This window comes from Enterococcus salsurae (assembly GCF_054784955.1).
The window spans coordinates 194,012-219,936 of sequence record NZ_BAAHWY010000002.1 but is presented as its reverse complement, the minus strand read 5'-3'; the positions used below and the strand labels follow the sequence as shown (position 1 = coordinate 219,936).

The 25,925-nt window shown below is 43.3% G+C and carries 24 protein-coding genes and 1 pseudogene; 19 read left to right on the top strand and 6 right to left on the bottom strand.

The window, feature by feature from the left end; all coding sequences use genetic code 11:
* The first annotated feature begins 1 nt into the window (after position 1).
* A complete protein-coding gene (locus tag ACYVRS_RS05335) occupies positions 2 to 1,393 on the top strand; it encodes a 6-phospho-beta-glucosidase (RefSeq protein WP_054116408.1) in 1,392 nt (463 codons plus the stop codon).
* A gap of 21 nt (positions 1,394 to 1,414) precedes the next feature.
* Positions 1,415 to 2,848 (top strand): 6-phospho-beta-glucosidase, encoded by a 1,434-nt coding sequence (locus ACYVRS_RS05330; protein ID WP_054116407.1) that lies wholly within the window; start codon positions 1,415 to 1,417, stop codon positions 2,846 to 2,848.
* Positions 2,849 to 3,273: 425 nt separating this feature from the next.
* Here ACYVRS_RS05330 and ACYVRS_RS05325 read toward each other — a convergent pair whose 3' ends face one another.
* The 4 genes and pseudogenes from ACYVRS_RS05325 to ACYVRS_RS05310 form a co-directional block, all read right to left on the bottom strand.
* On the bottom strand, positions 3,274 to 3,618 hold the full coding sequence (locus ACYVRS_RS05325) for a type II toxin-antitoxin system PemK/MazF family toxin (protein WP_461202806.1): 345 nt from the start codon (positions 3,616 to 3,618) through the stop codon (positions 3,274 to 3,276).
* Positions 3,612 to 3,876 (bottom strand): annotated as a pseudogene (locus tag ACYVRS_RS05320) (AbrB/MazE/SpoVT family DNA-binding domain-containing protein). Before ACYVRS_RS05320 ends, ACYVRS_RS05325 begins: the two are co-directional and overlap by 7 nt.
* Before the next feature lie 100 nt (positions 3,877 to 3,976).
* Positions 3,977 to 4,447, bottom strand: a complete 471-nt coding sequence (locus tag ACYVRS_RS05315) for a glutathione peroxidase (protein ID WP_054116395.1) — start codon at positions 4,445 to 4,447, stop codon at positions 3,977 to 3,979.
* A 145-nt stretch (positions 4,448 to 4,592) separates the two neighbouring features.
* Complete coding sequence (locus ACYVRS_RS05310; protein WP_461202804.1) at positions 4,593 to 5,978, bottom strand: MATE family efflux transporter; 1,386 nt, start codon at positions 5,976 to 5,978, stop codon at positions 4,593 to 4,595.
* A gap of 185 nt (positions 5,979 to 6,163) precedes the next feature.
* Between ACYVRS_RS05310 and trxB the strand changes: the two genes are divergently transcribed.
* From trxB to thrB, 6 genes are all read left to right on the top strand, one after another.
* Positions 6,164 to 7,096 carry a thioredoxin-disulfide reductase gene (gene trxB, locus ACYVRS_RS05305; protein WP_313539594.1) on the top strand — a complete coding sequence of 311 codons (933 nt, stop codon included), beginning with the start codon at positions 6,164 to 6,166 and terminating at the stop codon, positions 7,094 to 7,096.
* 144 nt (positions 7,097 to 7,240) lie between these two features.
* On the top strand, positions 7,241 to 8,968 hold the full coding sequence (locus ACYVRS_RS05300; RefSeq protein ID WP_461202802.1) for a phospho-sugar mutase: 1,728 nt from the start codon (positions 7,241 to 7,243) through the stop codon (positions 8,966 to 8,968).
* 102 nt (positions 8,969 to 9,070) lie between these two features.
* On the top strand, positions 9,071 to 9,364 hold the full coding sequence (locus tag ACYVRS_RS05295) for an ArsR/SmtB family transcription factor (protein WP_461202800.1): 294 nt from the start codon (positions 9,071 to 9,073) through the stop codon (positions 9,362 to 9,364).
* A 116-nt stretch (positions 9,365 to 9,480) separates the two neighbouring features.
* Positions 9,481 to 10,722: a homoserine dehydrogenase gene (locus ACYVRS_RS05290; protein ID WP_461202798.1), complete on the top strand. Its 1,242-nt coding sequence runs from the start codon at positions 9,481 to 9,483 to the stop codon at positions 10,720 to 10,722.
* On the top strand, positions 10,722 to 11,780 hold the full coding sequence (gene thrC / locus ACYVRS_RS05285; protein ID WP_461202796.1) for a threonine synthase: 1,059 nt from the start codon (positions 10,722 to 10,724) through the stop codon (positions 11,778 to 11,780). Before ACYVRS_RS05290 ends, thrC begins: the two co-directional genes overlap by 1 nt.
* A complete protein-coding gene (gene thrB / locus ACYVRS_RS05280; RefSeq protein WP_054116389.1) occupies positions 11,777 to 12,646 on the top strand; it encodes a homoserine kinase in 870 nt (289 codons plus the stop codon). Before thrC ends, thrB begins: the two co-directional genes overlap by 4 nt.
* Before the next feature lie 89 nt (positions 12,647 to 12,735).
* Here the strand turns inward: thrB and ACYVRS_RS05275 are convergent, their stop codons facing one another.
* Entirely contained in the window at positions 12,736 to 13,626 is an 891-nt protein-coding gene (locus tag ACYVRS_RS05275; RefSeq protein WP_054116388.1) for a pyruvate, water dikinase regulatory protein, read from the bottom strand.
* Between the two features lie 94 nt (positions 13,627 to 13,720).
* Here ACYVRS_RS05275 and ACYVRS_RS05270 point away from each other — a divergent pair, with 94 nt between their 5' ends.
* The 9 genes from ACYVRS_RS05270 to recO all read left to right on the top strand — a co-directional run bounded on the left by ACYVRS_RS05270 (position 13,721) and on the right by recO (position 20,997).
* Positions 13,721 to 14,152, top strand: a complete 432-nt coding sequence (locus tag ACYVRS_RS05270) for a Fur family transcriptional regulator (RefSeq protein WP_461202794.1) — start codon at positions 13,721 to 13,723, stop codon at positions 14,150 to 14,152.
* 160 nt (positions 14,153 to 14,312) lie between these two features.
* Positions 14,313 to 14,489 carry a 30S ribosomal protein S21 gene (rpsU, locus tag ACYVRS_RS05265; protein WP_002356740.1) on the top strand — a complete coding sequence of 59 codons (177 nt, stop codon included), beginning with the start codon at positions 14,313 to 14,315 and terminating at the stop codon, positions 14,487 to 14,489.
* A 33-nt stretch (positions 14,490 to 14,522) separates the two neighbouring features.
* Positions 14,523 to 14,972, top strand: coding sequence for a GatB/YqeY domain-containing protein (locus ACYVRS_RS05260; protein ID WP_312499726.1), 450 nt, complete (start codon positions 14,523 to 14,525; stop codon positions 14,970 to 14,972).
* A gap of 180 nt (positions 14,973 to 15,152) precedes the next feature.
* Positions 15,153 to 16,127 (top strand): PhoH family protein, encoded by a 975-nt coding sequence (locus tag ACYVRS_RS05255; protein WP_054116385.1) that lies wholly within the window; start codon positions 15,153 to 15,155, stop codon positions 16,125 to 16,127.
* Between the two features lie 24 nt (positions 16,128 to 16,151).
* On the top strand, positions 16,152 to 18,353 hold the full coding sequence (locus ACYVRS_RS05250; protein WP_312499724.1) for an HD family phosphohydrolase: 2,202 nt from the start codon (positions 16,152 to 16,154) through the stop codon (positions 18,351 to 18,353).
* Positions 18,353 to 18,826 carry an rRNA maturation RNase YbeY gene (gene ybeY, locus ACYVRS_RS05245; protein WP_313540634.1) on the top strand — a complete coding sequence of 158 codons (474 nt, stop codon included), beginning with the start codon at positions 18,353 to 18,355 and terminating at the stop codon, positions 18,824 to 18,826. Before ACYVRS_RS05250 ends, ybeY begins: the two co-directional genes overlap by 1 nt.
* On the top strand, positions 18,810 to 19,211 hold the full coding sequence (locus tag ACYVRS_RS05240; protein WP_200908916.1) for a diacylglycerol kinase family protein: 402 nt from the start codon (positions 18,810 to 18,812) through the stop codon (positions 19,209 to 19,211). The genes ybeY and ACYVRS_RS05240 overlap by 17 nt, the downstream gene beginning before the upstream one ends.
* Before the next feature lie 21 nt (positions 19,212 to 19,232).
* On the top strand, positions 19,233 to 20,132 hold the full coding sequence (gene era / locus ACYVRS_RS05235) for a GTPase Era (protein WP_054116381.1): 900 nt from the start codon (positions 19,233 to 19,235) through the stop codon (positions 20,130 to 20,132).
* Between the two features lie 91 nt (positions 20,133 to 20,223).
* Entirely contained in the window at positions 20,224 to 20,997 is a 774-nt protein-coding gene (recO, locus tag ACYVRS_RS05230; protein WP_054116380.1) for a DNA repair protein RecO, read from the top strand.
* On the opposite strand, the gene ACYVRS_RS05225 is transcribed toward recO, so the two are convergent.
* Complete coding sequence (locus ACYVRS_RS05225) at positions 20,991 to 21,800, bottom strand: AraC family transcriptional regulator (RefSeq protein ID WP_313540636.1); 810 nt, start codon at positions 21,798 to 21,800, stop codon at positions 20,991 to 20,993. The two genes, recO and ACYVRS_RS05225, sit on opposite strands and share 7 nt — an antisense overlap.
* Positions 21,801 to 21,915: 115 nt before the next feature.
* On the opposite strand from ACYVRS_RS05225, the gene ACYVRS_RS05220 reads away from it, so the two are divergent.
* Together ACYVRS_RS05220 and ACYVRS_RS05215 are read left to right on the top strand one after the other, a co-directional pair.
* Positions 21,916 to 23,928, top strand: a complete 2,013-nt coding sequence (locus tag ACYVRS_RS05220) for a beta-galactosidase (RefSeq protein WP_461202791.1) — start codon at positions 21,916 to 21,918, stop codon at positions 23,926 to 23,928.
* Complete coding sequence (locus ACYVRS_RS05215; protein ID WP_461202789.1) at positions 23,925 to 25,682, top strand: glycoside hydrolase family 35 protein; 1,758 nt, start codon at positions 23,925 to 23,927, stop codon at positions 25,680 to 25,682. The genes ACYVRS_RS05220 and ACYVRS_RS05215 overlap by 4 nt, the downstream gene beginning before the upstream one ends.
* Positions 25,683 to 25,925: the final 243 nt, after the last annotated feature.

Here is a 25,925-nt window from a genome sequence, read left to right as displayed (position 1 = left end):
AATGACTAAAGGAATCAAGATCGCAACAATCGGCGGCGGCAGCAGTTATACTCCGGAGTTAATGGAAGGTTTTATCAAACGCTATGATGAGTTGCCAGTACGTGAAATTTGGCTGGTGGATATCGAAGCAGGAAAAGAAAAATTAGAAATCGTTGGCAAGATGGCGCAACGGATGTGGGATGCTTCACCTTATGATGTCACAATCCATATGACATTAGATCGGGAAGAAGCATTGAAAGATGCAGACTTCGTCACAACACAATTTCGTGTCGGTTTGCTGAATGCACGTGTCAAAGATGAGCGGATCCCAGCATATTATGGCATGATCGGACAAGAAACCAACGGACCTGGCGGCATGTTCAAAGCCTTCCGCACGATTCCAATCATTTTGGACATCGTCGAAGATATGAAACGCTTATGTCCAAATGCATGGTTGATCAACTTTGCCAACCCAAGTGGTATGGTAACAGAAGCCATCGTCCGTTATGGCAAATGGGACAAAGTCATTGGTCTTTGTAATGTGCCTGTTATGGCCACGATGATCGAACCAGCATTGATCGGCAAAGAACCAGATGAATTGATTTACAAATTTGCCGGCTTGAATCACTTCCACTGGCATAAAGTTGCGGATAATCACGGCAATGACGTAACGATGGACATCATTGACAAAATGTATGAAGAAGACAATGGTTTGCCAAAAAATATTTTCGATGTACCGTTCTATCGTGAGCAATTAGAACAAATGAAGATGATTCCTTGCGGCTATCACCGTTATTACTACCGCCAAGAAGAAATGCTGAATCACGCTTTGGAAGAATACAAGACTATCGGTACCCGGGCACAACAGGTCAAACAAACTGAAGCTGAATTGTTTGAATTGTATAAAGATCCTGAGTTGGATCACAAACCAGAACAATTACAAAAACGTGGTGGGGCCTATTACTCAGATGCTGCCTGTGAAACGATTGCATCTATTTATGCCAATAAAAATACACAAATCGTGGTTTCGACCAAAAATGAAGGAGCAGTACCAGATCTACCAGCAGATTGTGTAGTGGAAGTCACTGCGTATGTCGGTGGTCAAGGTGCCCGTAATGTTGCCTTTGGCGAATTGCCAACTGCAGAAAAAGGCTGGCTGCAAGTGATGAAAGCGATGGAATTATTAACGATCGAAGCAGCCGTGACCGGTGATTACAATACGGCGCTGCAAGCATTCACAATCAATCCTTTAGTCCCTTCTGGCGAAACAGCGAAACGGGTCATGGATGAATTATTCATTGCCCATAAAGCACATTTGCCGAATTTCAAAGCAACGATTGATCGTTTAGAAAAAGAAGGCATTGAAGTACAAGATGAAGTAGCACGGGATCTAGACCGTGCGCTCGTAAAATAGACAGAAAGCAGGAATGAACAAATGGGATTTAGAAAAGACTTTTTATGGGGCGGCGCAACAGCTGCCAATCAATGTGAAGGCGGATATCAAGAAGGCGGCCGCGGTTTAGCAAACGTGGATGTCGTGCCGATCGGCGAAGATCGTTTTCCAGTGATCACTGGACAGATGAAAATGTTCGATTTTGATGATGAACACTTCTATCCAGCCAAAGAAGCAATCGATATGTACAATCGCTACAAAGAAGATATCGCGCTCTTCGGCGAAATGGGCTTCAAGACATACCGCTTATCGATCGCATGGAGCAGAATTTTCCCATTAGGCGATGAAACAGAACCAAATGAAGATGGCTTGAAATTCTATGAAGATCTATTTAAAGAATGTCATAAATATGGGATCGAACCTTTGGTAACGATCACCCACTTCGATTGCCCAATGCATTTAGTTGAGAAATACGGTGCATGGCGCTCTCGTGAACTTGTTGGCTTCTATGAAAATCTATGTAACGTTATCTTCAACCGCTACAAAGGTCTTGTTAAATACTGGTTGACATTCAACGAAATCAACATGATCTTGCACGCACCATTCATGGGTGCAGGTCTGTACTTCGAAGAAGGCGACAACGTGGAACAAGTCAAATATCAAGCAGCTCACCACGAATTGTTGGCTTCTGCGATCGCAACAAAGATTGCCCATGAAGTGGATCCTGAAAACCAAGTCGGCTGTATGTTAGCAGCGGGTGCGTACTATCCATATACAAGCAAACCAGAAGATGTTTGGGCATCTCGTCAGGCAGACCGCGAAAACTATTTCTTTATTGATGTACAATCTCGTGGTGAATACCCACAATATGCATTGAAAGAAATGGCCCGCAACGGCATTGAGATCCAAATGGAAGAAGGCGACTTAGAATTATTGAAAGCCCACACAGTTGATTTTATTTCCTTCTCTTACTATTCATCACGGGTTTCAACAACTGATGCTGAATTATTGGAACAAACTGCAGGCAACATCTTCGCATCTGTGAAGAACCCTTATTTGGATGCAAGCGAATGGGGCTGGCAAATCGATCCACTAGGATTGCGGATCACGATGAATGACATCTATGACCGCTACCAAAAACCATTGTTCATCGTTGAAAATGGCTTAGGTGCAGTGGATACACCAGATGCAGATGGCTATGTAGAAGACGATTACCGGATCCAATATTTAGCTGAACATATCGATGCCATGAAAGCAGCTGTCGAAGAAGACGGTGTTGATTTGCTGGGCTATACTACATGGGGCTGTATTGATTTGGTTTCTGCTGGAACAGGTGAAATGAAAAAACGTTATGGCTTCATCTATGTCGACCGTGACAATGAAGGCAACGGCACCTTGAAACGGACGAAGAAAAAATCATTTGATTGGTACAAACAAGTAATTGCATCGAACGGTGAAGACTTATCGAATAATTAAACAGATAACGGCAGTTCCTGTGGTCCTTGATGGATTAGGAATTGCCGTTTTTTTATGAGGAGAAAATGCTAATTAAAAATTTTTTTAATTTTCTATTGCTGCATGTAACTGAATATGATGATTCACAGTTTTTCTACTATGTGTAGTCTTTCTCCGGTTTTTTTGAATCATTCCATCTGTAACTAATATTAATATGTCTATCTTAACTTTTTGTAGAACGTTGTCCGATTCGATGAATCAGTATTACTTTGCTATCGGTATAGGAATGGTTCTTTACGTCCTCAGTCACTTTGTTAAAAAGTCTCGAAAAAAGAAATATAAGACAAAATAAAAGACAGCATGATCATCTATGGAAAAGTGATCATGCTGTTTCATTTTTAGTGGTTATCTTCGCTTTCAGCTCATGCATGGGTGAATATTTATCTCTATACCTTTTGGAATACCGCTCTAGCTTTCTTCAAACATTCATCAACCAGTTGAGCATGTGTTTTTTCAAGGAAGATACATTTTCTTGCCTCATAATCGATCGTCGTTATTTGGTCTAATAAGACTTTTCCTTTAGTTTTCATGCCGAAATTTAAAGGGATTTCGATGTATAATGGATAGTCTCTGTCAGTACTTGAAATCGGGGCGACGACGACCACATTGATATAATCTGCTATTATATCATGACTTAAAACAATATATGGTCTTTTTTCAGTTTGCTCGTGACCAGCTCGGGGCGCTGTATTTAACAATAAGATATCACCTTGACGAGGAATACTCACCATTTTTCATGACCTGTTGCTTCACCCAGTTGCTGGATATCTACATGATGTCTTTCTCCGTTATAATCTGCAAATAACTCTTCAATAGTCAGGTCTTTTTCTAATAAGACTGGTTCGAGAATTAACCGTTTTTTTTCCATTGACTTCTTCTTGCGTCAATTTTACTTTATCGTCTGTATGCAGATCAAAATAATCCATGATGTACTTTGGTAATAGAAGTCCGTTACTATTTCCCCATTTTTTTATCGGTAACAAATCCAATGTAAGCACCTCATTCCAAGTATATACATTGTCATCCAGCCGGGTTATTCCTACAGAAAAACGGGATAGGGTTTATTCGGCGCAGTTTTTTTAAAAACTTTTAAAGAACTTTCTCAATACTCTCTGTCATCTTCATCGGATTGGTCTTTGGTGCAAAGCGTTCCACGACTTGGCCTTGGCGGTCCACCAGAAACTTGGTAAAGTTCCACTTGATGGCTTTGCCTAGTGTACCTGGCGCTTCTTCTTCGAGATACTGAAATAATGGATCGGCTTGTTTGCCGTTGATGACGGTAAGTTGGTGCATCGGGAAATCAACCCCATAAGTGGTGCGGCAGGCTTCTGCCGCTTCACCGGCTGAAGATAGTTCTTGCTTGAACTGATCAGATGGAAAACCAAGAATCATCAAGCCTTGTGCTTTGTAGGTATCATAAAGCGCCTGCAAGTCTTTGAATTGGGGGCTCAATCCGCACTTGGTGGCGGTATTGACGATGATCAGCGGTTGGCCTTGATAGCGTGATAATGGATACGATTCACCTTGTTCATTGGTTACAGTAAAATCATAGATTGACATAGAAAAAATCTCCTTTATGAATCTGTCGTTGACATAAGTATAAGTCAATTAAGGGAAAATCACCAAAGATACTTCTTGGCCCAAGGGTTGTTCTTTCGAGACATGAAAAAAACTGCAGCCGGGGAACAAGCTGCAGCAAAAGTTTTTAGATTTCTGAAAGTACGTTGGTTTCAGGTTCTTTGGGATGAACCACCGATTTTGTCTTCCAAACCCCTGAGTGCCAACGATAGATCATCAAGATGCTGCGCAGGGCTTCATCGATGGCATAAGCGATCCACACACCAATCAGACCGAATTTGAAAACGATCGCTAGTGAGTAGGAGAAGGGCAGGCTAATGATCCAGAGAACCACTAAGCTGCAGATCAATGGGAATTTGACATCGCCGCTGGCGTTCAGTGAGCCAACCAAGATCATATTGACAGCCCGTGCGGTTTCTAAAACGATCTCAACCAAGAACACGCCTTTGGCGATCTCGATCACTTCTTGATTGGTTGTGAAGATCCCCATGATGGGTTCGATAAAGACATAGGTCAATAGACAGATCAAGACAGAGGCGATGATACCGATCACCATTGTCCGCATGCCCCGTTTATGGGCGCGGTCAAATTCTCCAGCACCGACATTCCGACCGATCATGATTTGGTTCCCTTGACTTAATGCAGAAGCAATCAAATAGACGAACTGAGTGATCGCGGTGACATATGATTTAGCGATCAAGACGCTGGAACCCAATTGCGCAACGATCATGGTCACAACGACTTGGGCACCTTGATAAGACAATGATTCACCAGAAGATGGCAGTCCATAGGTCAAAATGTTTTTCATCATTGGCCAAGAGGCGTGTTTCCAATGCGCGGATAGGACGGAGAAATTCACGTGTTTTTTTAATAGATAAGCAGCAATGAGCAGGCCAATCGTATTGCCGAAAACACTTGAAAATGCCAAGCCAGTGACACCAAAGTTTGGCAGGCCAAATGGACTATACAAAACGAAATAGTTGCCGATGACGGCTAGAATACTGGCAAACATGGGCACCAACAGGGCTGGTTTCGTGAAGCTATGGCTGCGCATGACAGCGATGATCACAGCAGTTAAGGAAGATATAAACAAACTGCCGCCATAGACTTGCAAATAGCCGCGGCCTAGATCAACAAGCGCTGTTTCCAGTCCCATAAAGCGCAACAAATAGGTGGAACCAAAGATGAACATCAAACTGATCAAGATCCCTAGAAACAAAGAGCCGAATAAGGCAGTATTGATTACTGTGGGAATTTTGTTTCGTTGCTTGGCACCGATGAGTTGGGCGATGATGATTTGGGTACCAACGGTAATAAAGCCATAAATAAAGACAGTTAAATTTAATAGTTGATTGGCAGCACTAACAGCAGCAACAGCGGGTTCGGAATAATGCGAGATCATCCAGACGTTGACATTGCCGATGACGACCCGTAAGAATAATTCAACGAAAATCGGCCAACTCAAGAAGAGGAGCTCGCGGTCAGACATGCCTAAAAGTTTTTTCTTATTCAATTGTAAGGACTCCTTATTTTCTATATAATAGATGTATCGTGAAAATTTTACAAAATTTGAAAATAAAGTCAATGTAATTTTCAAAAGAAAATACCGGAATATCTTATTATTTTTTGTAAGCAAATCAGTTGAAAGAATTTGCATTAGACAGTAAAGTATGGGTAGTCCGAAATGGAGGGAATAGTATGTATGATGTAATTATCATTGGTGCAGGTCCTGCAGGGATGACTGCAGCACTATATGCATCACGATCGAACTTATCGGTCTTGATGATTGAAAGAGGCGCGCCTGGCGGTCAAATGAATAATACTGCAGAAGTCGAGAATTATCCTGGATTTGAATCGATCATGGGCCCAGAACTGGCTTTTAAAATGTATGAAGGAGCCATTAAATTTGGCGTAGAAAATGCATATGGGATCGTGCAAGGAATCAATGACCAAGGTTCATTCAAAGAAGTGGTGACAGAAGACAAAACCTATCAAGGAAAAACCGTCATTATTGCGACTGGTTGTGTACATAGAAAATTAGGCGTGAAAGGCGAAGAAGAATTTGCTGGACGCGGGGTTTCTTACTGTGCTGTTTGTGATGGCGCGTTTTTCCGCAACAAACGCTTGATCGTTGTTGGCGGTGGTGACTCTGCTGTTGAAGAAGCTATTTACCTTACGCAATTTGCTTCTGAAGTCACAATCGTTCACCGTCGTGATGAATTGCGGGCGCAAAAGATCATTCAAGATCGGGCTTTTGCCAATGAAAAAGTGACATTTATTTGGGATTCTGTCGTAGAAGAAATCCTAGGCAATGATATGGTCGTTACTGGCGTCCAAATCAAAAATGTTCAGACTGGTGAAGTCACGGAAGAAGCGGCTGGCGGCGTCTTTATTTATGTCGGCTTAGATCCGTTGACTGAACCTTTCAAAGCTAGCAATATCACCAATGAAGCTGGCTGGATCTTGACGAATGATCAAATGGAAACGGCGATTCCAGGTGTCTATGCTGTCGGCGATGTCAGAGAAAAAGGATTACGTCAAATCACCACAGCTGTTGGTGATGGCAGTATCGCGGGACAACAAGTCTTCGACTTTATCGAAAGCCAAAAAGATATCGAGACCGTTCAATAGAAAGAACAACAAGCTGTTATTTTTAAAACCCCTGCGGTTTTGATAGCAGCTTGTTTTATTTTGTATAGGGTTATTCTTTGCGAATGATTAAAGTAGTGTTATACTATTTTTAAAGTGATTGAAAGAAAAAGGAGCGGTTGTTTTATGTCATGGGAACAAACTTATAAACAATGGAAATCTAGTCAATATTTAGATGAAACGTTGAAAAACCAACTTACTGAGTTAGAGCAAGATCCTGAGATGTTGGAAGATGCGTTTTATATGCCTCTTGAATTCGGCACAGCAGGCATGCGTGGGATCTTAGGGCCAGGGATCAATCGGATGAATATCTACACGATTCGTCAAGCCACAGAAGGATTGGCTCGTTTTATGGATACCCAAGATGCACAAACCAAAGCAAGAGGTGTCGCGATCGCCTACGATTCTCGTCATTTCTCACCAGAATTTGCGATGGAAGCAGCCCGTACATTGGCGCAGCATGATATTCCCGCGTATGTTTTTGAAAGCTTGCGCCCAACACCGGAGTTGTCATTTGCGGTGCGTTATTTGAAAACCTTTACTGGAATTATGATCACGGCTTCCCACAACCCAGCAGCTTACAACGGCTACAAAGTCTATGGCGAGGACGGCGGTCAAATGCCGCCAGCCGATGCAGATGCATTGACAGCGTTCGTGCGTGAGATCGATGATCCATTATCGATCCAAGTGCTTTCTGAAGCTGAGGCCAAAACCAGTGATTTGATCCATATCATCGGATCTGAGATCGATGAAGCTTATTTAGAGGAAATCAAAAGTGTCACGATCGATCAAACATTGATCGCTTCAACTGGCAAAGATTTAAAATTAGTTTATACACCATTACATGGAACTGGACGAATGTTGGGTGAAAGAGCCTTGACCCAAGCTGGCTTTGAACAATTTGTGATCGAGCCGACACAAGGGGAACCTGATCCTGATTTTAGTACCGTTAAATCACCAAATCCCGAAGAACATTCGGCATTTGAATACGCCATCGCATTAGGTGAAAAAGAAGGGGCTGATCTGTTGATCGCTACCGACCCTGATGCCGACCGTTTAGGGGCTGCTGTCAAAATGCCCGATGGCAACTATCAAGTATTGACTGGAAATCAAATCGGCGCCTTGATGATTCGTTATATTTTAGAGGCCCGCAAAAATGCCGGTACCTTACCTGAAAATGCGGCTGTCTTGAAATCGATCGTTTCAAGTGAATTGCCAACAGCGATCGCTCAATCCTACGATGTGGCGATGTTCAATGTGCTGACTGGCTTTAAATTTATCGCCGAAAAAATCCAACAATATGAAGAAGATCATTCACAAACCTTTATGTTTGGCTTTGAAGAAAGTTACGGCTATTTAGTGAAACCTTTCGTGCGGGATAAAGATGCGATTCAAGCATTGGTTCTTTTAGCCGAAGTAGCAGCATTTTATAAGCAATCTGGCAAAACATTGTATGATGGTTTGCAAGATATTTTCGAGGAATACGGCTACTATGCTGAAAAAACCATTTCGGTTACGATGAGTGGTATGGAAGGTGCCGCAAAAATTGCAGCTTTGATGAAGACCTTCCGTGAGAAAGCACCGTCTGTTTTTGCAGGTACTGCTGTTGTGCAAACAGAAGACTTTAAATTATTGACCCGCGTAGGCTTAGATGGTCATATGCAAAAAATGACTACACCGCCTTCTGACGTATTGAAATATACATTAGAAGATGAAAGCTGGATCGCTGTTCGTCCTTCTGGAACTGAACCGAAGATCAAGTTTTATATTGGGGTCAAAGGTGCGTCTGATGCAGATGCGGCACAAAAAATTGCTGATTTGCAAGCTGCGATCGAAGAAATTACCGGTGAATAAGACCAAAGCACCCAGGAAGCTATTTCTGGGTGCTTTGATATTCAATTTGACAAAAATAGCTGCGGCGCGCTAAAATGCTACAAGAAAGTGAGGCTACCGCCTATGACAACCCCGCAATCAGAGGAAATCCAGCAAGTGACACAAATGTTCAAAATGCTGAGTGATCCAACCCGCTTAAAGATCTTGCTGTCTTTACAAGAAGGCGAAAGAAATGTGACCTCGATCGCAGAAGAAGTACATATGGAACAATCAGCGGTTTCTCATCAGCTGAAACTATTGAAAGACAATCGCATCATTAAATCTGAACGACAAGGAAAAACGATGCTTTATAGTCTAGATGACAAACATGTTGTCGATATTTTGCAAAAAACATTCGAACATATTCATCACCGCTAAAACTAGGACGAGAATTTCTCGAAAGTCCTAGTTTTTTCTCATTCTTTTTGGTATGCTAGTAGAAAAATTAAAATCAGATGAACGGTTTTTAATAACGTTTTCAGTTAGGGGGCATTATGGGTAAGCAATTGAATGTCGGATTATTAGGGATGGGTGTCGTCGGAAGCGGTGTTTGCCAAGTGTTGGCAGAACAAAAAGTAGCGATCAAAGCTCGGACTGGGGTGGAGATCACGATCACCAAAGCCTTGGCTTCACCTTATGAGGATAAATCAGCTTTCGCTGAAGCGTACGGCTTTTCATTGACAACTTCTGTTGAAGAGATCTGCGCAGATCCAGCAATCGATGTGATCGTGGAATTGATTGGCAAAATCGATCCCGCGAAAGAATTTATTCTTACCGCATTGACACACAAGAAGCATGTCGTGACGGCCAATAAAGATTTGATTGCCACCCACGGTCCTGAATTAATGGCCGCAGCTGAAGCAGCAGGGGTGTCTTTGTATTTTGAAGCCAGTGTTGGCGGCGGGATCCCTATTCTGAGGACACTCAGTACCCACTATTTACCAGATACGATCACCGGTATTTTCGGGATCATCAATGGGACCACCAATTACATGTTGACCCAAATGGTCGCTGAAGGGCTATCTTATGAGACGGCCTTATCAGAAGCCCAAGAAAAAGGTTTTGCAGAATCAGATCCCACCAATGATGTCGACGGGATTGATGCCGCTTATAAAATGGTGATCTTGACAAAGTTTGCATTCGGCATGACGATTGCGTTAACAGATATCGATATCACAGGTATTCGCGGTCTATCGATCGATGATATCCAACAAGCAGCAGCCTTTGGCTATGATGTCAAACTGATTGGCGGGGCACAAAAGAACAAGAACGGCGCACTGGCAGTTTCTGTCGGCCCCGTCCTAGTGCCGCAAAGCCATGCGTTGGCATCCATCAAATCAGAATTCAATGGTGTCTTTATCAAAAGTACCGGAATCGGTCAATCGATGGTGTATGGCCCAGGTGCGGGTTCTAGACCAACAGCTACCAGTGTGGTGGCAGATTTGACGGAATTAGCGAAGCACAAAGCTGAAGGGATCGTGACACCATTCATTCAGTTTGCTGCGCCAACCAAGTTGGCTTCAGCCTCAGAAAAAGTCGATCGTTACTATCTATCTTGTCCTGTGGACATTGACTTGTCAGAAACGATCGCTGACATGATCGATCCGGCTATTGCGCCGCAACGTACCGACGGTATGACTGCATATCTAACAAAACCAATCAGTCAGCAGCTCGCAGAAGAGCGTTTCGGCAATGTTGCTGGCATCCAAATGATGAAAGTAATGGAGGAATTCTAATGTATCAAGGACTATTACATCAATATAAAGACTACTTACCAGTAACAGCACAAACACCGCAACTCTCATTGGCCGAAGGCAATACACCCTTGATTCCTTTGCCTAGCTTGTCTAAAGAACTGGGGATCACGTTATACGGTAAATATGAAGGCTTGAATCCGACTGGTTCCTTTAAAGACCGCGGCATGGTGATGGCGGTGGCCAAAGCTGTAGAAGAAGGTGCTAAAGCCATCGTTTGCGCGTCAACTGGAAATACGAGTGCGGCTGCGGCAGCTTACGCCACAAGAGCAGGTATCAAAGCCTATGTGGTGATTCCTGATGGCAAGATCGCGATGGGTAAATTGGCACAAGCAATCATCTATGGTGCGGATATCATCTCGATTCCAGGCAACTTTGATGAAGCGTTGAAAGCAGTGCGGGATATTGCCAAAACCGAGGCGGTTGCTTTGGTCAACTCAGTCAATCCTTATCGTTTGGAAGGTCAAAAAACAGCGGCTTTTGAAGTCTGTGAACAATTGGGACAAGCGCCTGATGTGTTGGCGATCCCTGTAGGAAATGCCGGCAATATTTCTGCTTATTGGAAAGGGTTCAAAGAATGGCATGAAAAAAACGGGACCACTCTGCCAAGAATGCATGGCTTTGAAGCAGAGGGTGCGGCGGCAATCGTCCGTGGCGAAGTCATCGACCAACCTGAAACGATCGCAACTGCGATTCGGATCGGTAACCCTGCTAGCTGGCATTTAGCTGAAGCAGCTCGGGACGAATCAAAGGGACATATCGACGCTGTGACGGATGAAGAAATCTTAAATGCCTATCGAAAAATCGCCGCGCAAGATGGTGTCTTTATCGAGCCCGGCTCAGCTGCCTCGTTGGCAGGTGTCATCCAACATGTCCATGACGGAAAGATCAAGGCCGGTGAAACAGTTGTGGCTGTCTTCACAGGCAATGGGTTGAAAGATCCAGATACAGCTATTTCAGCGACAGAAGTAACCATCAACAAAATGAGTGATCTAGAAGAAATGCGCCAACATTTACGTGAAGGAGTTGCCCAATTATGAAGATCCGCGTTCCTGCGACTAGCGCCAATCTAGGCCCTGGTTTTGATTCCTGCGGGATAGCTCTCTCCAAGTATTTGGTGATTGAAGTAGTAAAAGAAAGTTCAGAATGGGAAATCCTTCATGATCTAGGCCCCCATGTACCGACAGACACAACAAATCTATTGTTAAGGGTCGCTTTGAAGTTGGCGCCGGCCATGAAGCCGCATCAAATCAGAATGACCTCTGATATTCCGCTGGCAAGAGGATTAGGCAGCAGTTCTTCTGTGATCGTGGCCGGGATCGAGTTGGCCAACCGTTTGGGCAATATGAATCTAAGTGCTGCCCAAAAGTTAGAAATCGCTACGGCGATCGAAGGCCATCCAGACAATGTCGGTCCAGCGATCTATGGTGATTTTGCGGTAACGGCATATGACCACCAAACCAAACATACTTATTTGGTCAAACATCACTTTCCAGAGTGTGATATCATTGCCTATATCCCAGACCATGAATTATTGACTGAAACCAGCCGCCACGTCTTGCCGAAAGAACTGACGTTTCAACAAGCAGTTGAAGCCAGTGCAATCGCCAATGTGATGATTGCGGCTTTGATCAATGGCAATTTGCCTTTGGCTGGTCAATTGATGCAGCAAGACCGATTCCATGAAATGTATCGTGAAAAAATGGTACCGCACCTATCAACGATTCGCCAAATTTGTGAAGAAGAAGGCGGCTATGGTTGTTTCTTGAGCGGCGCTGGTCCCACTGTGCTGGCCATCGTACCAGAAGACCATTCAGAACGGATCCTGCGGTTGCTTCGCGCCCTAGAACCTGAAGCATCGATCGAACTGCTGCAAATCGAACGTGAAGGCGTCCAAGTATTCTGAAAATGAGTCAAAAAAAACCAATCGACCTTCTTGAGGAAGCCTAAGACTTCTTCTAAACGATCGATCGGTTTTTTTTTTGCGGCAAATGGTTAATCTTTGGTATCTGAACTGTAATAGCTGTGATCTTCTAGATTTAACGCATTGAGAATCATTGAGGCTGTTTCTTCGATGGACAAAGAAGCCACATTGATCACCACACAACCTAGTTTTTCATATAAATCAGCAGCAAAGGCTAACTCTGCTCTGATTTTTTCAATATCTGAATAGGCCGAATCTGGATTAAGTCCATAAGAGCGCATGCGCTCTTTACGTATGCTGTTCAAAACATTGGGATCATTGGTCAAGCCAACGATCTTCTGTGGATCGATCTCCCATAATTGTTTGGGAATATGGGCTTGGGGAACCAACGGCAGATTCGCCACTTTCAAATTCTTGTTGGCCAAGAATAAACTCAAAGGGGTTTTTGAGGTTCGCGAAACCCCTAGCAAGACAACATCGGCTTCCAGAAAACCGCGCGGGTCTTTGCCGTCATCATACATGACAGCGAATTCCATGGCTTTGATCCGTTTGAAATAATTCTCATTGAGATGATGCAACGCACCAGGTTCCCTTGAGGGGGCGATACCTGTACGGCGTTCTACTTCAGATACTGGTGGCGTCAACACATCAAAATGATAGAGATTGGCTTCTTCGCAAAAATGATTGGTCAAGTCGACCAAATCATCATTGATCAAGGTGTGTAGGATGATGGCATTGTGTTTTTTTGCATCAGACAACGCTTTGATCAATAATTCTTTGGTGTGGATAAACGTGCGGCGAAATAGATTGAATTCGACATTTGGATACTGCGCCATGGTCGCTTGCGCAAGTTTAGATGCGGTTTCGCCAGCAGAATCAGAGAGCACAAAAATCGTGACGACTGGCGTCTGTTCAGTCGCTTTTTCGGATGCAGGTTGAACTGTTTGGTCATTTGAGGTCATAGAGACATTCCTTTCTTGCTTTTTTGATGATTTCATTATACCATACATAAGACCAATAAAAATCGGAATGATTTTGATTTAACTGGAGGTTGCTATGGAAAATAAACCAATGATTGAACATGCCATGACGATATTGAAGGAAAATGGCTTTAAGTATACGAAAAAGCGTGAGGCGATCATCACCTATCTCGTCAAACGCAACCGCTATCTGCCGGCAAAAGAGATCCATGAATTTATGTCTCAGGAGTATCCTGGTCTGAGCTATGACACGATTTATCGGAATCTTCATGACTTTTCGGAAATTGGCATCTTAGAAGAAACCGAACTAAATGGCGAGATGAAATTTCGATATAATTGTTGTGCAGAACTAGATGACCATCACCATCATCACTTTATTTGTACCGTTTGCGGCAAAACCAAAGAATTGAATATTTGCCCGATGGACTTTTTTCAACAACAAATACCAGGATGTACAATTGAAAGCCATCGCTTTGAAATATTAGGCCGTTGTGAAGACTGCCAATGAAAACCTGAACAATATTTGCGACAAGTACGTTTTTTTTGTCAGAATGCCTTGACACTTTTTCAGGGGTTAGCTATAATTTTTAAAGGACAGTCGTGTTTTTTGGGATTTAATTTCAATAACAACTACGGTTACTTTTTAAGCTCGGAGGGAGGGAATTTACATGTCAAAAACAGTCGTTCGCAAAAACGAATCACTTGACGATGCTCTTCGTCGCTTCAAACGTTCCGTGTCAAAAGCGGGTACTTTACAGGAATCTCGTAAACGTGAATTTTACGAAAAACCTAGCGTAAAGCGTAAGAAAAAATCTGAAGCAGCTAGAAAACGCAAAAAATTCTAATTTTCTACTGTTTTGAGAATTGGAGCTGGTAGTGTGACACTACTAAGTACACTGAATGATGACATGAAGACAGCGATGAAAGCCAAAGACAAAGACACGTTGCAGGTGATTCGCATGTTGAAAGCATCGATTCAAAATGAGCAGATCAAAAAAGGTGCAGCATTGGATGATGAAGAAGAATTGACAGTATTGGCGCGGGAAATGAAACAGCGTCGCGATTCTTTGCATGAATTCGAAAAAGCAGACCGTGATGATCTTGCTGAAAAAGTCAAAGTTGAAATTACAATTGTTGAAAAATATTTGCCAGCGCAGTTGGATGAAGCTGAAATTCGTCAAATCGTAGCTGGCGCGATCAAAAAAACGGGCGCGACTTCTGCCAAAGAATTTGGTAAAGTCATGGGTGCTGTCATGCCTCAAGTCAAAGGCAAAGCTGATGGCAATCAAGTCAATGCGATCGTCAAAGAATTATTAGATCAAATGTGAGATCACGCCGCAAGTATGTGTTCATGCTTGCGGCTTTTTTGTGCCTGAAATAGAGGGACGCCAATTCTTAAAAAAAAGATAAAGCGTTCGTGAAACGCCTTCATACAGCAGAAGTAATTTTGCTTTTTACTAAGATATGGTATGATAAGTGAGAATGCCTAAAAAGGAGCTGTAGACTATTTGACTGACAAAACAATAACAATCGATATCAAATTAAACGAGAATGATGATGTTCGTTTATTGCTAGGTGCCCATGATAAACACATCAAAGTCATTGAAGATTCCACCGGTACCTTGATCCACACGAGAGGTGAATTGATCCAAATCGTTGGTGAAGAACAGGCTGCCCATCAAGCGGAAGCTGTGATTCACGCGTTGCAAGAGCTGATCAAACGCGGGATCAATATCAGTACGCCAGATGTCATTACGGCTTTGAATATGGTCAACAAAGGCAGCTTAGAATATTTTAAAGATATGTATGAAGAAGAGTTGGTGAAAGACCGTACGGGGAAACCGATTCGTGTCAAAAACGCTGGTCAAAAGAAATATATCGATGCCGTCAACAAACATGATGTGGTATTCGGAATCGGACCTGCTGGAACAGGCAAAACCTTTTTGGCAGTCGTCATGGCGATCGCTGCATTGAAAAAAGGGCAAGTCCAAAAAATCATTCTGACTCGACCTGCAGTTGAAGCCGGTGAAAATCTCGGTTTTCTTCCCGGTGACCTAAAGGAAAAAGTCGATCCGTATTTACGACCAGTTTACGATGCCCTATACCAAATATTTGGGATGGATCATACCAATCGTTTGATGGAAAGAGGCGTCATTGAGATTGCACCGTTAGCTTATATGCGTGGGCGGACATTAGAAGATGCCTTTGTGATTCTCGATGAAGCACAAAATACGACCATCGCACAAATGAAGATGTTTTTGACGCGTCTGGGCTTTAACTCAAAAATGATCGTCAATGGCGATACCAGCCAGATCGATTTGCCTAAGGGCACACTCAGCGGCTTGATCCATGCTGAAAAAACGCTAAAAGCGATACCGAAAATTGCTTTTGCCCATTTTGATGCTGCGGATGTCGTCAGACACCCAGTTGTAGCTGACATCATCAAAGCTTATGATGAAGCAGATCTTAAAGACAAACGCTAAAAATCGTCTTTTGGGAGGGATAATATGATCATTCAACCATTAAAGAAATTTCGCGAACGCCTCGGTAAGTTTTATTTGCCAGTGCTGTTGTTATTCTTTTTTGTGTTTTCCGTGGGGATAATGTACAGCAGTGTCCAGCAAAATAACGTCGATTACAGCGAAGGCCAAGTGGCTGAAGAAAACATTCGTGCCAATAAAACGATTGAAAATACCACAGCTACGGAGCAAAAACGCACGCTAGCGGCAGAAGCAGTGTCGCCTGAATACACCTATCAAGATGGGTTGGCCCAAACGCAGCATGACCGGGTGGCGTATCTTTTTGAATTGGTGGCAACAGTCAACAGCGAAATCAAAGCAGCCTATGACAAGGAAGTCGCCGACGTAGATGAAGATACCAACGTACCCAAACCTGATACGGGAGAGTATATCGCTGCGCTTAAGAAAGAGTTTGAAAAACTGAGCGACGATGAACTTGATTTTTATCAAGCATTGACCACCAACTTTTTGACGACCCTGTTTTCATTGAATGATGATGAACTGGATACCGTGAAGACGTATGCTTTGCAACTGGTGGATGAGCAGATGGCGAAGCAAATCCGCCAATCTGAGTTAAATTCTTTTCGCTCTGAAGCCGTGGACAAAGTGCAATTTCTAGACGTGACATCAGATATGGGCAGTGTGTTGCGTTTTATCGTCAACCAGGGGATCGTTGTCAATGACTTCCCCAATGAAAAACGGACAGAAGAAGCACGACAAACGGCAATGGATGCTGTGCAGCCGGTGATGATCTATCAAGGAGAGATCATCGTCCGTGAAGGCTCTCAGATCGACGCCAATGCCTTAGAAAAATTACAGTTACTCGGAATGACCAACCAAACATTTTCAGTTTTTCCGCTGATTGCATTGCTGTTGGCGATGGTTTTGCAAATGCTGATGGTTTTCTACTATACACGGCAAACCAAAGACAATGAAAAACGCTTGAATGCTGTCACATTTTATGTGATCTCGATGGTCTTTAGTATCTTGCTGATGAAATTTTTCCAACTGTTCCAATCAGAACTAGTAACGTTTATTCCCTTGTTCTTCCCGGCAGCATTTACGCCGCTGATTTTAAGTATATTTTCCAGTCGGCGATTAGGGATTTTGTCGGCAGCTTTTCAAGTGATCGCAGCGCTGTTTATCTATTTTGATTCCAGCGGGACCAACTTGCTGACCACTGTATTGGTCACGTATCTGTTTTCTGGCTTGATGGGGACGATGGTCAAACGCGTACGGATCGCGAGTCAGGGGCAGACAGCCATTATGTGGGTCATCGTCTTTCCATTCTTGCTAAGTACGATGCTCGTGATTTTCCAAGGAATGGATTTCGCTCGCGGCAATACATGGACGACGATTTTTTGTGCACTTGCTGGTTCATTATTGAGTTACTTACTAACGATGGGCTTGCATCCCTACATTGAATTGCTGGTTTCTGATGAGAGTATGATCGTGTTGAACGAGTTAAGCAATCCGAACCATCCTTTACTCAAGCAGTTGCTGGAAGAAGCGCCAGGTACCTATCATCACAGTATGATGGTCGCCAATCTAAGTGCCAATGCCGTCGCTGAGATCGGCGGACAAAGTTTACTGACAAGGGTTGCTTGTTACTACCATGATATCGGCAAAGTCAAACATGCCAACTTTTTCGTTGAAAACCTGCCTGCCGGCGCTGAAAATCCCCACAACTTTTTGTTGCCGGAAGACAGTAAACAAATCATTTTTGGTCATGTGATCGATGGGGCAGTGATTTTGGAAGAAGCCAAAATGCCGCGAATGGTCATTGATATTTGTCGCCAACATCATGGTACAACATTGATGCGCTATTTTTATGTCAAAGCCAAAGAGCGCAATCCTGATATAACAGAAGCGGATTTCCGTTATCCAGGACCAAAACCCCAAACGAGAGAAGCCGGTGTTGTCAGCATTGCCGATAGTTGCGAAGCAGCAGTCCGCGCAATGGATAATCCCACCAATCAAAAGATCCAAGAATTTGTTGCGAATTTGATCAACGACCGGATTTTAGATGGTCAATTAGACGAAAGTGGTTTGACTTTGAGAGAGATTCGCATCATCGAAAAATCATTGGTCAATGGACTATGCAGTACCTTCCATTCTCGGATCAAATATCCTAAAATGAAGTCAGAAGCAGAGAAGATGAAAGAAGAACAAGAAAGAAGAGAGCGCTAATGGAGATTACCTTTTTAGATGAAACCAATTCAGTAGGAGAGAACAAAACACAAGAAATCGATGCATTGCTGCAATTTGCTGCTGGGTATCTTCAACTACCGGAAGATACTGAGATGTCGGTCACTTTTATGGACAATGCCGCCATTCAGGTGATCAATCGAGAATACCGTGACAAAGACATGCCAACTGATGTCATCAGTTTTGCTTTTGAAGAAGAAACGGATGAATTACCGATCATCTTTGATGAAGAAATGGCGGATATGCCTCGAGATTTAGGGGATATCATGATCTCTATCGAGCGGGCCCAAGAGCAAGCAGAGGAATATGGGCATAGTTATGACCGTGAATTAGGCTTTTTGGCTTTACATGGTTTCTTGCATATCAACGGCTATGACCATATGACACCAGAAGATGAAAAGGAAATGTTCGGTCTGCAAAAGGAAATATTGGATGCCTATGGACTCAAAAGATAAGAACGTTGAGAAGAACAAACAATTCATCGCTTCATTTGAATTTGCGGCAACTGGCATCAAAACGGTTTTCCAAGAAGAACGCAATATGCGCAAGCATGTCTTGCTTGGTGTCATTGCGATCATTGCGGGCTTTGTGTTCCGTTTAGATCAAATGGAGTGGCTCTGGCTGTTATTGGCCGTATTTTTGGTTTGGATCGTTGAGATCATCAATACGGTTTTCGAAAATGTGGTGGATATGTTCACCGATTTCCATTTTCATCCTATTGGCAAAAAAATCAAAGATATGGCAGCTGGCGCAGTCTTGATGACCGCTATTTTCGCATTAGTGGTTGCCGCGATCATTTTCATACCTAAATTCTTCACTTTAGTCACCAATTGGTTATAAAACATATAAAGGGGAACACAAATGACAACACACAAATCAGGCTTTATCGCGATCGTTGGTCGCCCAAATGTTGGTAAATCAACATTATTGAATCGCGTGGTCGGACAAAAAATCGCGATCATGAGTGACAAAGCACAAACCACAAGAAATAAGATCCAAGGGGTCTACACCACAGAAGATGCCCAATTGATCTTCATTGATACACCAGGGATCCATAAACCGAAACATCGTCTAGGCGACTTTATGGTCGAAACAGCCTATAGTGCCCTTAGAGAAGTGGATGTCACTTTGTTTATGATCAGCGCCGATCAAAAACGCGGTAAAGGGGATGACTTTATTATCGAACGGCTGCGTCAAAGCAATACGCCGGTCTTTCTAGTGATCAACAAAATTGACAAAGTCCATCCGGATCAATTGTTAGCGATCATCGAAGACTATACAGCACAAATGAACTTTACTGAAGTTGTGCCAATCTCAGCAACTGAAGGCAATAATTTCGAGAAATTGATGGAGTTGCTGACAGATAGCATGCCTGAAGGACCGCAATATTTCCCAGATGATCAAATCACTGATCACCCGGAATATTTTATCGTTTCTGAATTGGTACGTGAAAAGGTCCTTCTGTTGACCAGAGATGAAGTACCGCACTCTGTGGCTGTGGTGGTCGATTCCATGAAACGCGACCACAATGATAAAGTGCATATCCAAGCGACGATCGTGGTAGAACGAGATAGTCAAAAAGGGATCATTATTGGTAAAGGCGGCAAAATGCTGAAACAGATCGGCACGAAGGCACGTCTAGACATTGAACATTTATTAGATGATAAGGTCTATCTGGAATTATGGGTCAAAGTCCAAAAAGACTGGCGAGACAAGCAAACTTTCTTGACCGATTATGGCTATCGTCAAGATGAATATTGAGTCCCTCGTCAAGGGCAAGTAAATGTGACCTGCACGATGAAAAAACTGACCAGTCAGACGCTGTGTCAGTTTTTTTTAGGAGGAATCGAAAATGAACGTAGCTGAAACCAAAGGCATTCTTTTGTTTTCCCGTGACCATAAGGAAAAAGACAAATTGGTCAAGATCTTTACGGAATCTGCTGGAAAACAAATGTTCTATGTCAAAGGCGCCCATCGTAAAAATAATCCACTCGCACCGGCGCTGATCTCATACACAGAAGCCGTTTATATTGGAACGATTCGCGATGAAGGGTTGTCCTTTTTGAACAATGCCAAAGATATTCATCCATTTCGCGGCATTCAAGAAGATATTTTTATCGCTGGCTATGCCGCTTATTTACTAAGTTTGACAGATGTCGCTATTGAGGATCGGGTCTATGACCCACATCTGTATCAGTTTTTACATGAAGCGCTGACCCTGTTGGATCAAGGCAATGATCCAGAGATCATCACCAATATATTTGAGATCCAATTGCTGCAGCGTTTTGGTGTATCGCCAAATTGGACGCATTGTGCAGTTTGCGGCAAGACAGAAGGCCGTTTTGATTATTCGTCAAAATATAATGGGGTGCTGTGTGAGCAGCATTGGTCTCAAGATGATCACCGATATCACGCAGAGCCAAAAGCCATTCATTTTGCCAGACTCTTTGCGCAAATCTCTTATGAGCAAATTGCCTCGATCCAATTAAAGGCAGCGACAAAACAAGCCATTCGCACCTTCTTGGATGCACTATATGATGAATATGTTGGCATACATTTAAAAAGCAAAAAATTTATCGATCAGATGGGTACTTGGCAAGATGTTTTGAAACCAAGAGATCAATGATAGAGTTGGCGAAACTTCATAGGAGTGATGCCAACTCTTTTTTTGAACAAAGCGGTAAAATGACTGGCATCTTGAAATCCTGCTGCAAAGGCGACTTGCTGGATCGGGACATGCTTTTGCGCAACCAGATACTCTTTGGCTCGGTTGATCCGGTAATTCAACAAGTACTGCGAGGTGGATTGCCCCAAAAATCGATTGAATAAGCGCGAGAGATATTGAGGAGAGACATAGACCATGCCGGCCAATTGGCTGATCGTCAGATTTTGATCATAGTTTGTTTCGATTTCTTTTATAACAGGTGCCAATATTTGCTGATATAAGGGATGCTGCTCGGTCAAGATTCCTTGCTTTTCTTGCAAAAGAGTCAATAAGAAATGATAGCATCGGCTGGAAGAACGCAAAGGATCGGTCCCGCTTTGCTGATCTTCAGCAATCAACGTATCGATCCAATCAACGGCGGATAGGTGCCGTTTGTTTTCAATCATCAAATAGCCCTCTTGTCCATAAGGCTGCAGTAAATCACTCGCCAATGAACCATAAAAGGTCGCAAAAGAGGTTTGCCATTGATGATAGACTGGCGCATAGTGATGTGGGGTGAAAGGAAATAGCAAGATCCCGGCACCTTCAGCCAATAGGATCGATTGGTCGCCAATCTGGATTTTTCCTTGACCGTGGTTGCTTTGCAGCCAATGGTAATAAGGATAACCTTGGGGTCTTCCCACAGTATCTTGAGTCCACTGATTGCCAATACTCTCAATGTTGAGGGGCAGGTGGTGACTCGAAGGATAAAAGTAAATCGGCATATAGGCCTCCTTGTTTCGAAAAGTAATAAATTGCTGTTATAAGTATTATATTACACAAAAATGTAAAGCCTTACAATGGGAGTAAGTAAATAGTTTAAAGGAGGCAATTGTAATTATGAAACCGATATTCAACCGAATCTTATTTGGTGGAGATTATAACCCCAATCAGTGGCCGCAAGATATTTGGCAAGAAGACATGGCGATGTTTGAGAAAGCACATATCAATAGTGCAACGATCAATGTGTTCTCATGGGCGCAAATTCAACCATCAGAAAACCAGTATGATTTTGCAGAACTCGATCAAATCGTGGCGCTACTGAGCAAAGAAAAGAAAGAGATTGTATTAGCTACGGCAACCGGTGCGTTGCCAGCCTGGATGTTCAAGACCTATCCAGAAGTCGGCCGTACGGATTATCAAGGGCGGCATCATAAATTTGGTCAAAGACATAATGCTTGTCCCAATAGTTTGGTTTATCAAAAATATGCTGCTGCTCTTGCCGGTAAGTTGGCTGAACGATATGGCGACAACCCCAATGTGATTTGTTGGCATATCAACAATGAATACCAAGGGGATTGTTACTGTGACAATTGCGAGAAAGCCTTTCGTGTCTGGTTGAAAGACAAATACCAAACAATCGACGCGTTGAATAAAGCCTGGAATATGTCCTTTTGGGGCCATACGGTGTATGAGTGGGATGAAATCGTCTTGCCGAATGCATTATCCGAAGGGATCGGGCAGGATAAAACAGCCTTTGCAGGGATTTCGATCGATTATCGACGCTTTAGTTCCAATAGTCTTTTAGAAAACTTTAAAATGGAAAGAGCGGCCATCCGAAAATTTGATCCCAACACACCGGTGACTACCAATTTGATGGGCACATTCAAAGGGTTGGATTACTTCAAATGGGCCAAAGAAATGGATATTGTTTCTTGGGATAATTACCCCGCGTACAATACACCGTGGAGTTTGGTGTCAATGACCCATGATCTGATGCGAGGTTTGAAAAAACAACCCTTTATGCTGATGGAGCAAACACCGTCGCAGCAAAATTGGCAACCCTATAATTCCCTGAAAAAACCAGGCCAGATGCGGGCGCAAAGCTACCAAACCATCGCGCATGGCGCAGATACGATCCAATTTTTCCAATTGCGTCGTTCAATTGGCGCGTGTGAAAAATTTCATGGCGCGGTGATTGAACATGTCGGACATGAAAATACCCGTGTCTTCCGTGAGACAGCAGATTTAGGCAAAGAATTAAGCCAATTGTCAGAAATCATGGGCACGGAAAACCATGGGAAAACCGCACTCCTTTTCGATTGGGATAATTATTGGGCGTTAGAATACACAAGTGGACCAACGATCGACCTGACGTATGTCGATCAGATCCATCAATATTATCGCTATTTTTATGACCGCAATATTCCAGTAGATATGGTTTCAGAAATGGATGATTTGACAGGCTATGACTTGGTGGTTGCACCTGTTTTATATATGGTCAAAGCGGGTGTCGCCAAAAGACTGACGGCATTTGTGGAAAAAGGCGGTACCTTGGTCACGACTTATATGAGTGGGATCGTCGATCAGTCTGATAATGTCCATCTAGGGGGCTATCCTGGTCCATTGCGGCAGTTGGCTGGTATTTGGGTGGAAGAAATCGATGCGTTGGCTCCAGAACAAGTCAATCAAGTGCGCATCAATGATCACTTATCAGGCAGCAGCTATCTAGTCAGTGACATCATTCATCTGGAAGGCGCGGAAGCATTGGCCCATTATACGAGCAATTTTTATGCTGGTATGCCGGCTGTCACGAAACATGCCTATGGAAAGGGAACTGTTTTTTATTTTGGGACGCGATTAGATCCAGCTTCCTTTGATCATATCATGAACGACGTGAAGGAAACTGCAGGAATCGAGCCTATTTTAGCAGAACAGACAGCATTAGAAATCACGCGGCGACAAAGTGAGAGTCATGATTATTATTTCTTGATCAACTTTCAATCAGCACCGCAAACATTGCCGGCTCGTTTTGCAGGTAAAGTCGATCTACTATCTGGCATGACCCTGGAAGACAAGCAGCAATTGCCGCAATATAGTACGTGTATCATCAAAGAGGAGCGACACCTATGACAACTTTTTCAATTTCCGATGAATTTTATCTCGATCAAAAACCGTTCAAGTTCATTTCCGGCTCGATTCATTATTTCCGTGTAGTACCGGAATATTGGCGTGACCGCTTAGAAAAATTGCGTTTGATGGGCTGCAACACGGTTGAAACTTATGTGCCCTGGAATCTGCATGAGCCGCAGGAAGGGCAATATTGTTTTGACGACGGATTGGATTTGCGTCGATTTATTCAAACAGCCCAAGAAGTCGGTCTCTACGTGATTTTGCGTCCAGCGCCTTATATTTGTGCAGAATGGGAATTTGGCGGCTTACCTTATTGGCTGCTGCAGGATTCAAACATGAAATTACGCTTTGATTATCCGCCATTTATGGAGAAAATCGAAAGGTATTTCAGCCATCTTTTTCCACAAGTCAATGATTTGCAATTTACCCATGGCGGTCCAATCTTAATGATGCAAGTTGAGAACGAATATGGCGGTTATGCCAATGACAAAAACTATCTAAGAAAGATGGCTGCCGCGATGCGGACGGCTGGGGTCGACACGCCTTTGGTGACATCTGATGGCCCTTGGCATGACATGCTGGAAAACGGCAGTATCCAAGATGTGGCATTGGCAACGATCAATTGCGGTTCTAAGATCAAAGAGCATTTCGAACGCTTGAAGACATTCCACGGTGAGAAGAAACCATTGATGGTGATGGAGTTTTGGATTGGCTGGTTTGATGCATGGGGAGATGATCATCATCATACCACCTCAACAGAAGATGCTGTTAAAGAGTTGACAGACTGTTTAGCACAAGGTTCAGTGAATATCTATATGTTCCATGGCGGGACTAATTTTGGATTTATGAATGGGGCCAATTATTATCAACAGCTGGCACCAGATGTCACAAGCTATGATTATGATGCGTTGTTGACGGAATGGGGCGAGCCAACGGACAAATATTACGCATTCCGTGAAGTGATTGGTCGCACTGTCACACTGCCAACATTTCCGTTGAGTACGACCATCAAGCGCAAGGGGTATGGTGCGTTAAGGGCAGAAGCCCGTGTGTCCTTGTTCGCTACCCTTGATAGGATCAGCCAGCCGATCAAAAGCAATTACCCGCTATCGATGGAACAGGTCAATCAAGCCACTGGGTATATCTATTATCGTTCAGCGATTGGCAAAGCGAGAAAGATTGAAGATTATCGGTTGATCAACTGCATGGATCGTGCCCATACGTTTATCAACGATCAACTTGTCCGGATCGACTATGACCACGATCTCGGCAAAACAAACACATTGGATTTAACTGCTGAGGACAACGCGCTGGGGATATTAGTTGAAAACATGGGGCGGGTCAACTATTCCGTTCATATGAATCATCAATACAAAGGAATCAAAGATGGTGTCATTGTCAACGGTGCTTTCCAAAGCGAATGGACGATTCATCCGCTGCCGATGGACAATTTGTCGGCGATCGATTTCTCTGGGACCTGGGAAGCAGGTCAGCCGAGTTTTTCCCGTTTTGTATTGAATATCGAAGATCCGGCGGATACCTTCATCGAATTACCAGATTGGGGAAAAGGATTTGTGACAGTCAATGGGCACAATATCGGTCGCTTTTGGCAAAAAGGACCGCAAAAGCGCTTGTATATTCCAGCGCCATTTCTGGAAGAAGGAGAAAATGAGATTATTGTATTTGAAAGTGATGGCGTGACAGGCGAGGAAATCATCTTCCATGATCAAGCAGATTTAGGTCCTCGTCAATAAGAACGATATTTTGATTGACAAATACCCCTATTAGCTACTATGATAAGGGTAATTGAATCAGTGCCTTGATCGGAAAAGAGAAATGAGATCCTTCCATTCAGCGAACTTGGAATAGTGAGAGCCAAGCAGGAAACTTGTTTACTCAGGCGTCCGTGAGCACAATCGAATGAAGCTGCCGTGTCAACGGAAGTAGGGTGGAACCGCGAATTTTATCGTCCCTATATCTATGCGAAAAGTATAGAT

What these genes read in the sequence shown, in the direction of transcription:
- ACYVRS_RS05335 (WP_054116408.1), top strand. Translation starts at nt 2, where the DNA reads ATGACTAAAGGAATCAAGATCGCAACAATCGGCGGCGGCAGCAGTTAT.
- ACYVRS_RS05330 (WP_054116407.1), top strand. Translation starts at nt 1,415, where the DNA reads ATGGGATTTAGAAAAGACTTTTTATGGGGCGGCGCAACAGCTGCCAAT.
- ACYVRS_RS05325 (WP_461202806.1), bottom strand. Translation starts at nt 3,618, where the DNA reads ATGGTGAGTATTCCTCGTCAAGGTGATATCTTATTGTTAAATACAGCG.
- ACYVRS_RS05315 (WP_054116395.1), bottom strand. Translation starts at nt 4,447, where the DNA reads ATGTCAATCTATGATTTTACTGTAACCAATGAACAAGGTGAATCGTAT.
- trxB (WP_313539594.1), top strand. Translation starts at nt 6,164, where the DNA reads ATGTATGATGTAATTATCATTGGTGCAGGTCCTGCAGGGATGACTGCA.
- ACYVRS_RS05300 (WP_461202802.1), top strand. Translation starts at nt 7,241, where the DNA reads ATGTCATGGGAACAAACTTATAAACAATGGAAATCTAGTCAATATTTA.
- ACYVRS_RS05295 (WP_461202800.1), top strand. Translation starts at nt 9,071, where the DNA reads ATGACAACCCCGCAATCAGAGGAAATCCAGCAAGTGACACAAATGTTC.
- ACYVRS_RS05290 (WP_461202798.1), top strand. Translation starts at nt 9,481, where the DNA reads ATGGGTAAGCAATTGAATGTCGGATTATTAGGGATGGGTGTCGTCGGA.
- thrC (WP_461202796.1), top strand. Translation starts at nt 10,722, where the DNA reads ATGTATCAAGGACTATTACATCAATATAAAGACTACTTACCAGTAACA.
- thrB (WP_054116389.1), top strand. Translation starts at nt 11,777, where the DNA reads ATGAAGATCCGCGTTCCTGCGACTAGCGCCAATCTAGGCCCTGGTTTT.
- ACYVRS_RS05275 (WP_054116388.1), bottom strand. Translation starts at nt 13,626, where the DNA reads ATGACCTCAAATGACCAAACAGTTCAACCTGCATCCGAAAAAGCGACT.
- ACYVRS_RS05270 (WP_461202794.1), top strand. Translation starts at nt 13,721, where the DNA reads ATGGAAAATAAACCAATGATTGAACATGCCATGACGATATTGAAGGAA.
- rpsU (WP_002356740.1), top strand. Translation starts at nt 14,313, where the DNA reads ATGTCAAAAACAGTCGTTCGCAAAAACGAATCACTTGACGATGCTCTT.
- ACYVRS_RS05250 (WP_312499724.1), top strand. Translation starts at nt 16,152, where the DNA reads ATGATCATTCAACCATTAAAGAAATTTCGCGAACGCCTCGGTAAGTTT.
- ybeY (WP_313540634.1), top strand. Translation starts at nt 18,353, where the DNA reads ATGGAGATTACCTTTTTAGATGAAACCAATTCAGTAGGAGAGAACAAA.
- ACYVRS_RS05240 (WP_200908916.1), top strand. Translation starts at nt 18,810, where the DNA reads ATGGACTCAAAAGATAAGAACGTTGAGAAGAACAAACAATTCATCGCT.
- era (WP_054116381.1), top strand. Translation starts at nt 19,233, where the DNA reads ATGACAACACACAAATCAGGCTTTATCGCGATCGTTGGTCGCCCAAAT.
- recO (WP_054116380.1), top strand. Translation starts at nt 20,224, where the DNA reads ATGAACGTAGCTGAAACCAAAGGCATTCTTTTGTTTTCCCGTGACCAT.
- ACYVRS_RS05225 (WP_313540636.1), bottom strand. Translation starts at nt 21,800, where the DNA reads ATGCCGATTTACTTTTATCCTTCGAGTCACCACCTGCCCCTCAACATT.
- ACYVRS_RS05220 (WP_461202791.1), top strand. Translation starts at nt 21,916, where the DNA reads ATGAAACCGATATTCAACCGAATCTTATTTGGTGGAGATTATAACCCC.
- ACYVRS_RS05215 (WP_461202789.1), top strand. Translation starts at nt 23,925, where the DNA reads ATGACAACTTTTTCAATTTCCGATGAATTTTATCTCGATCAAAAACCG.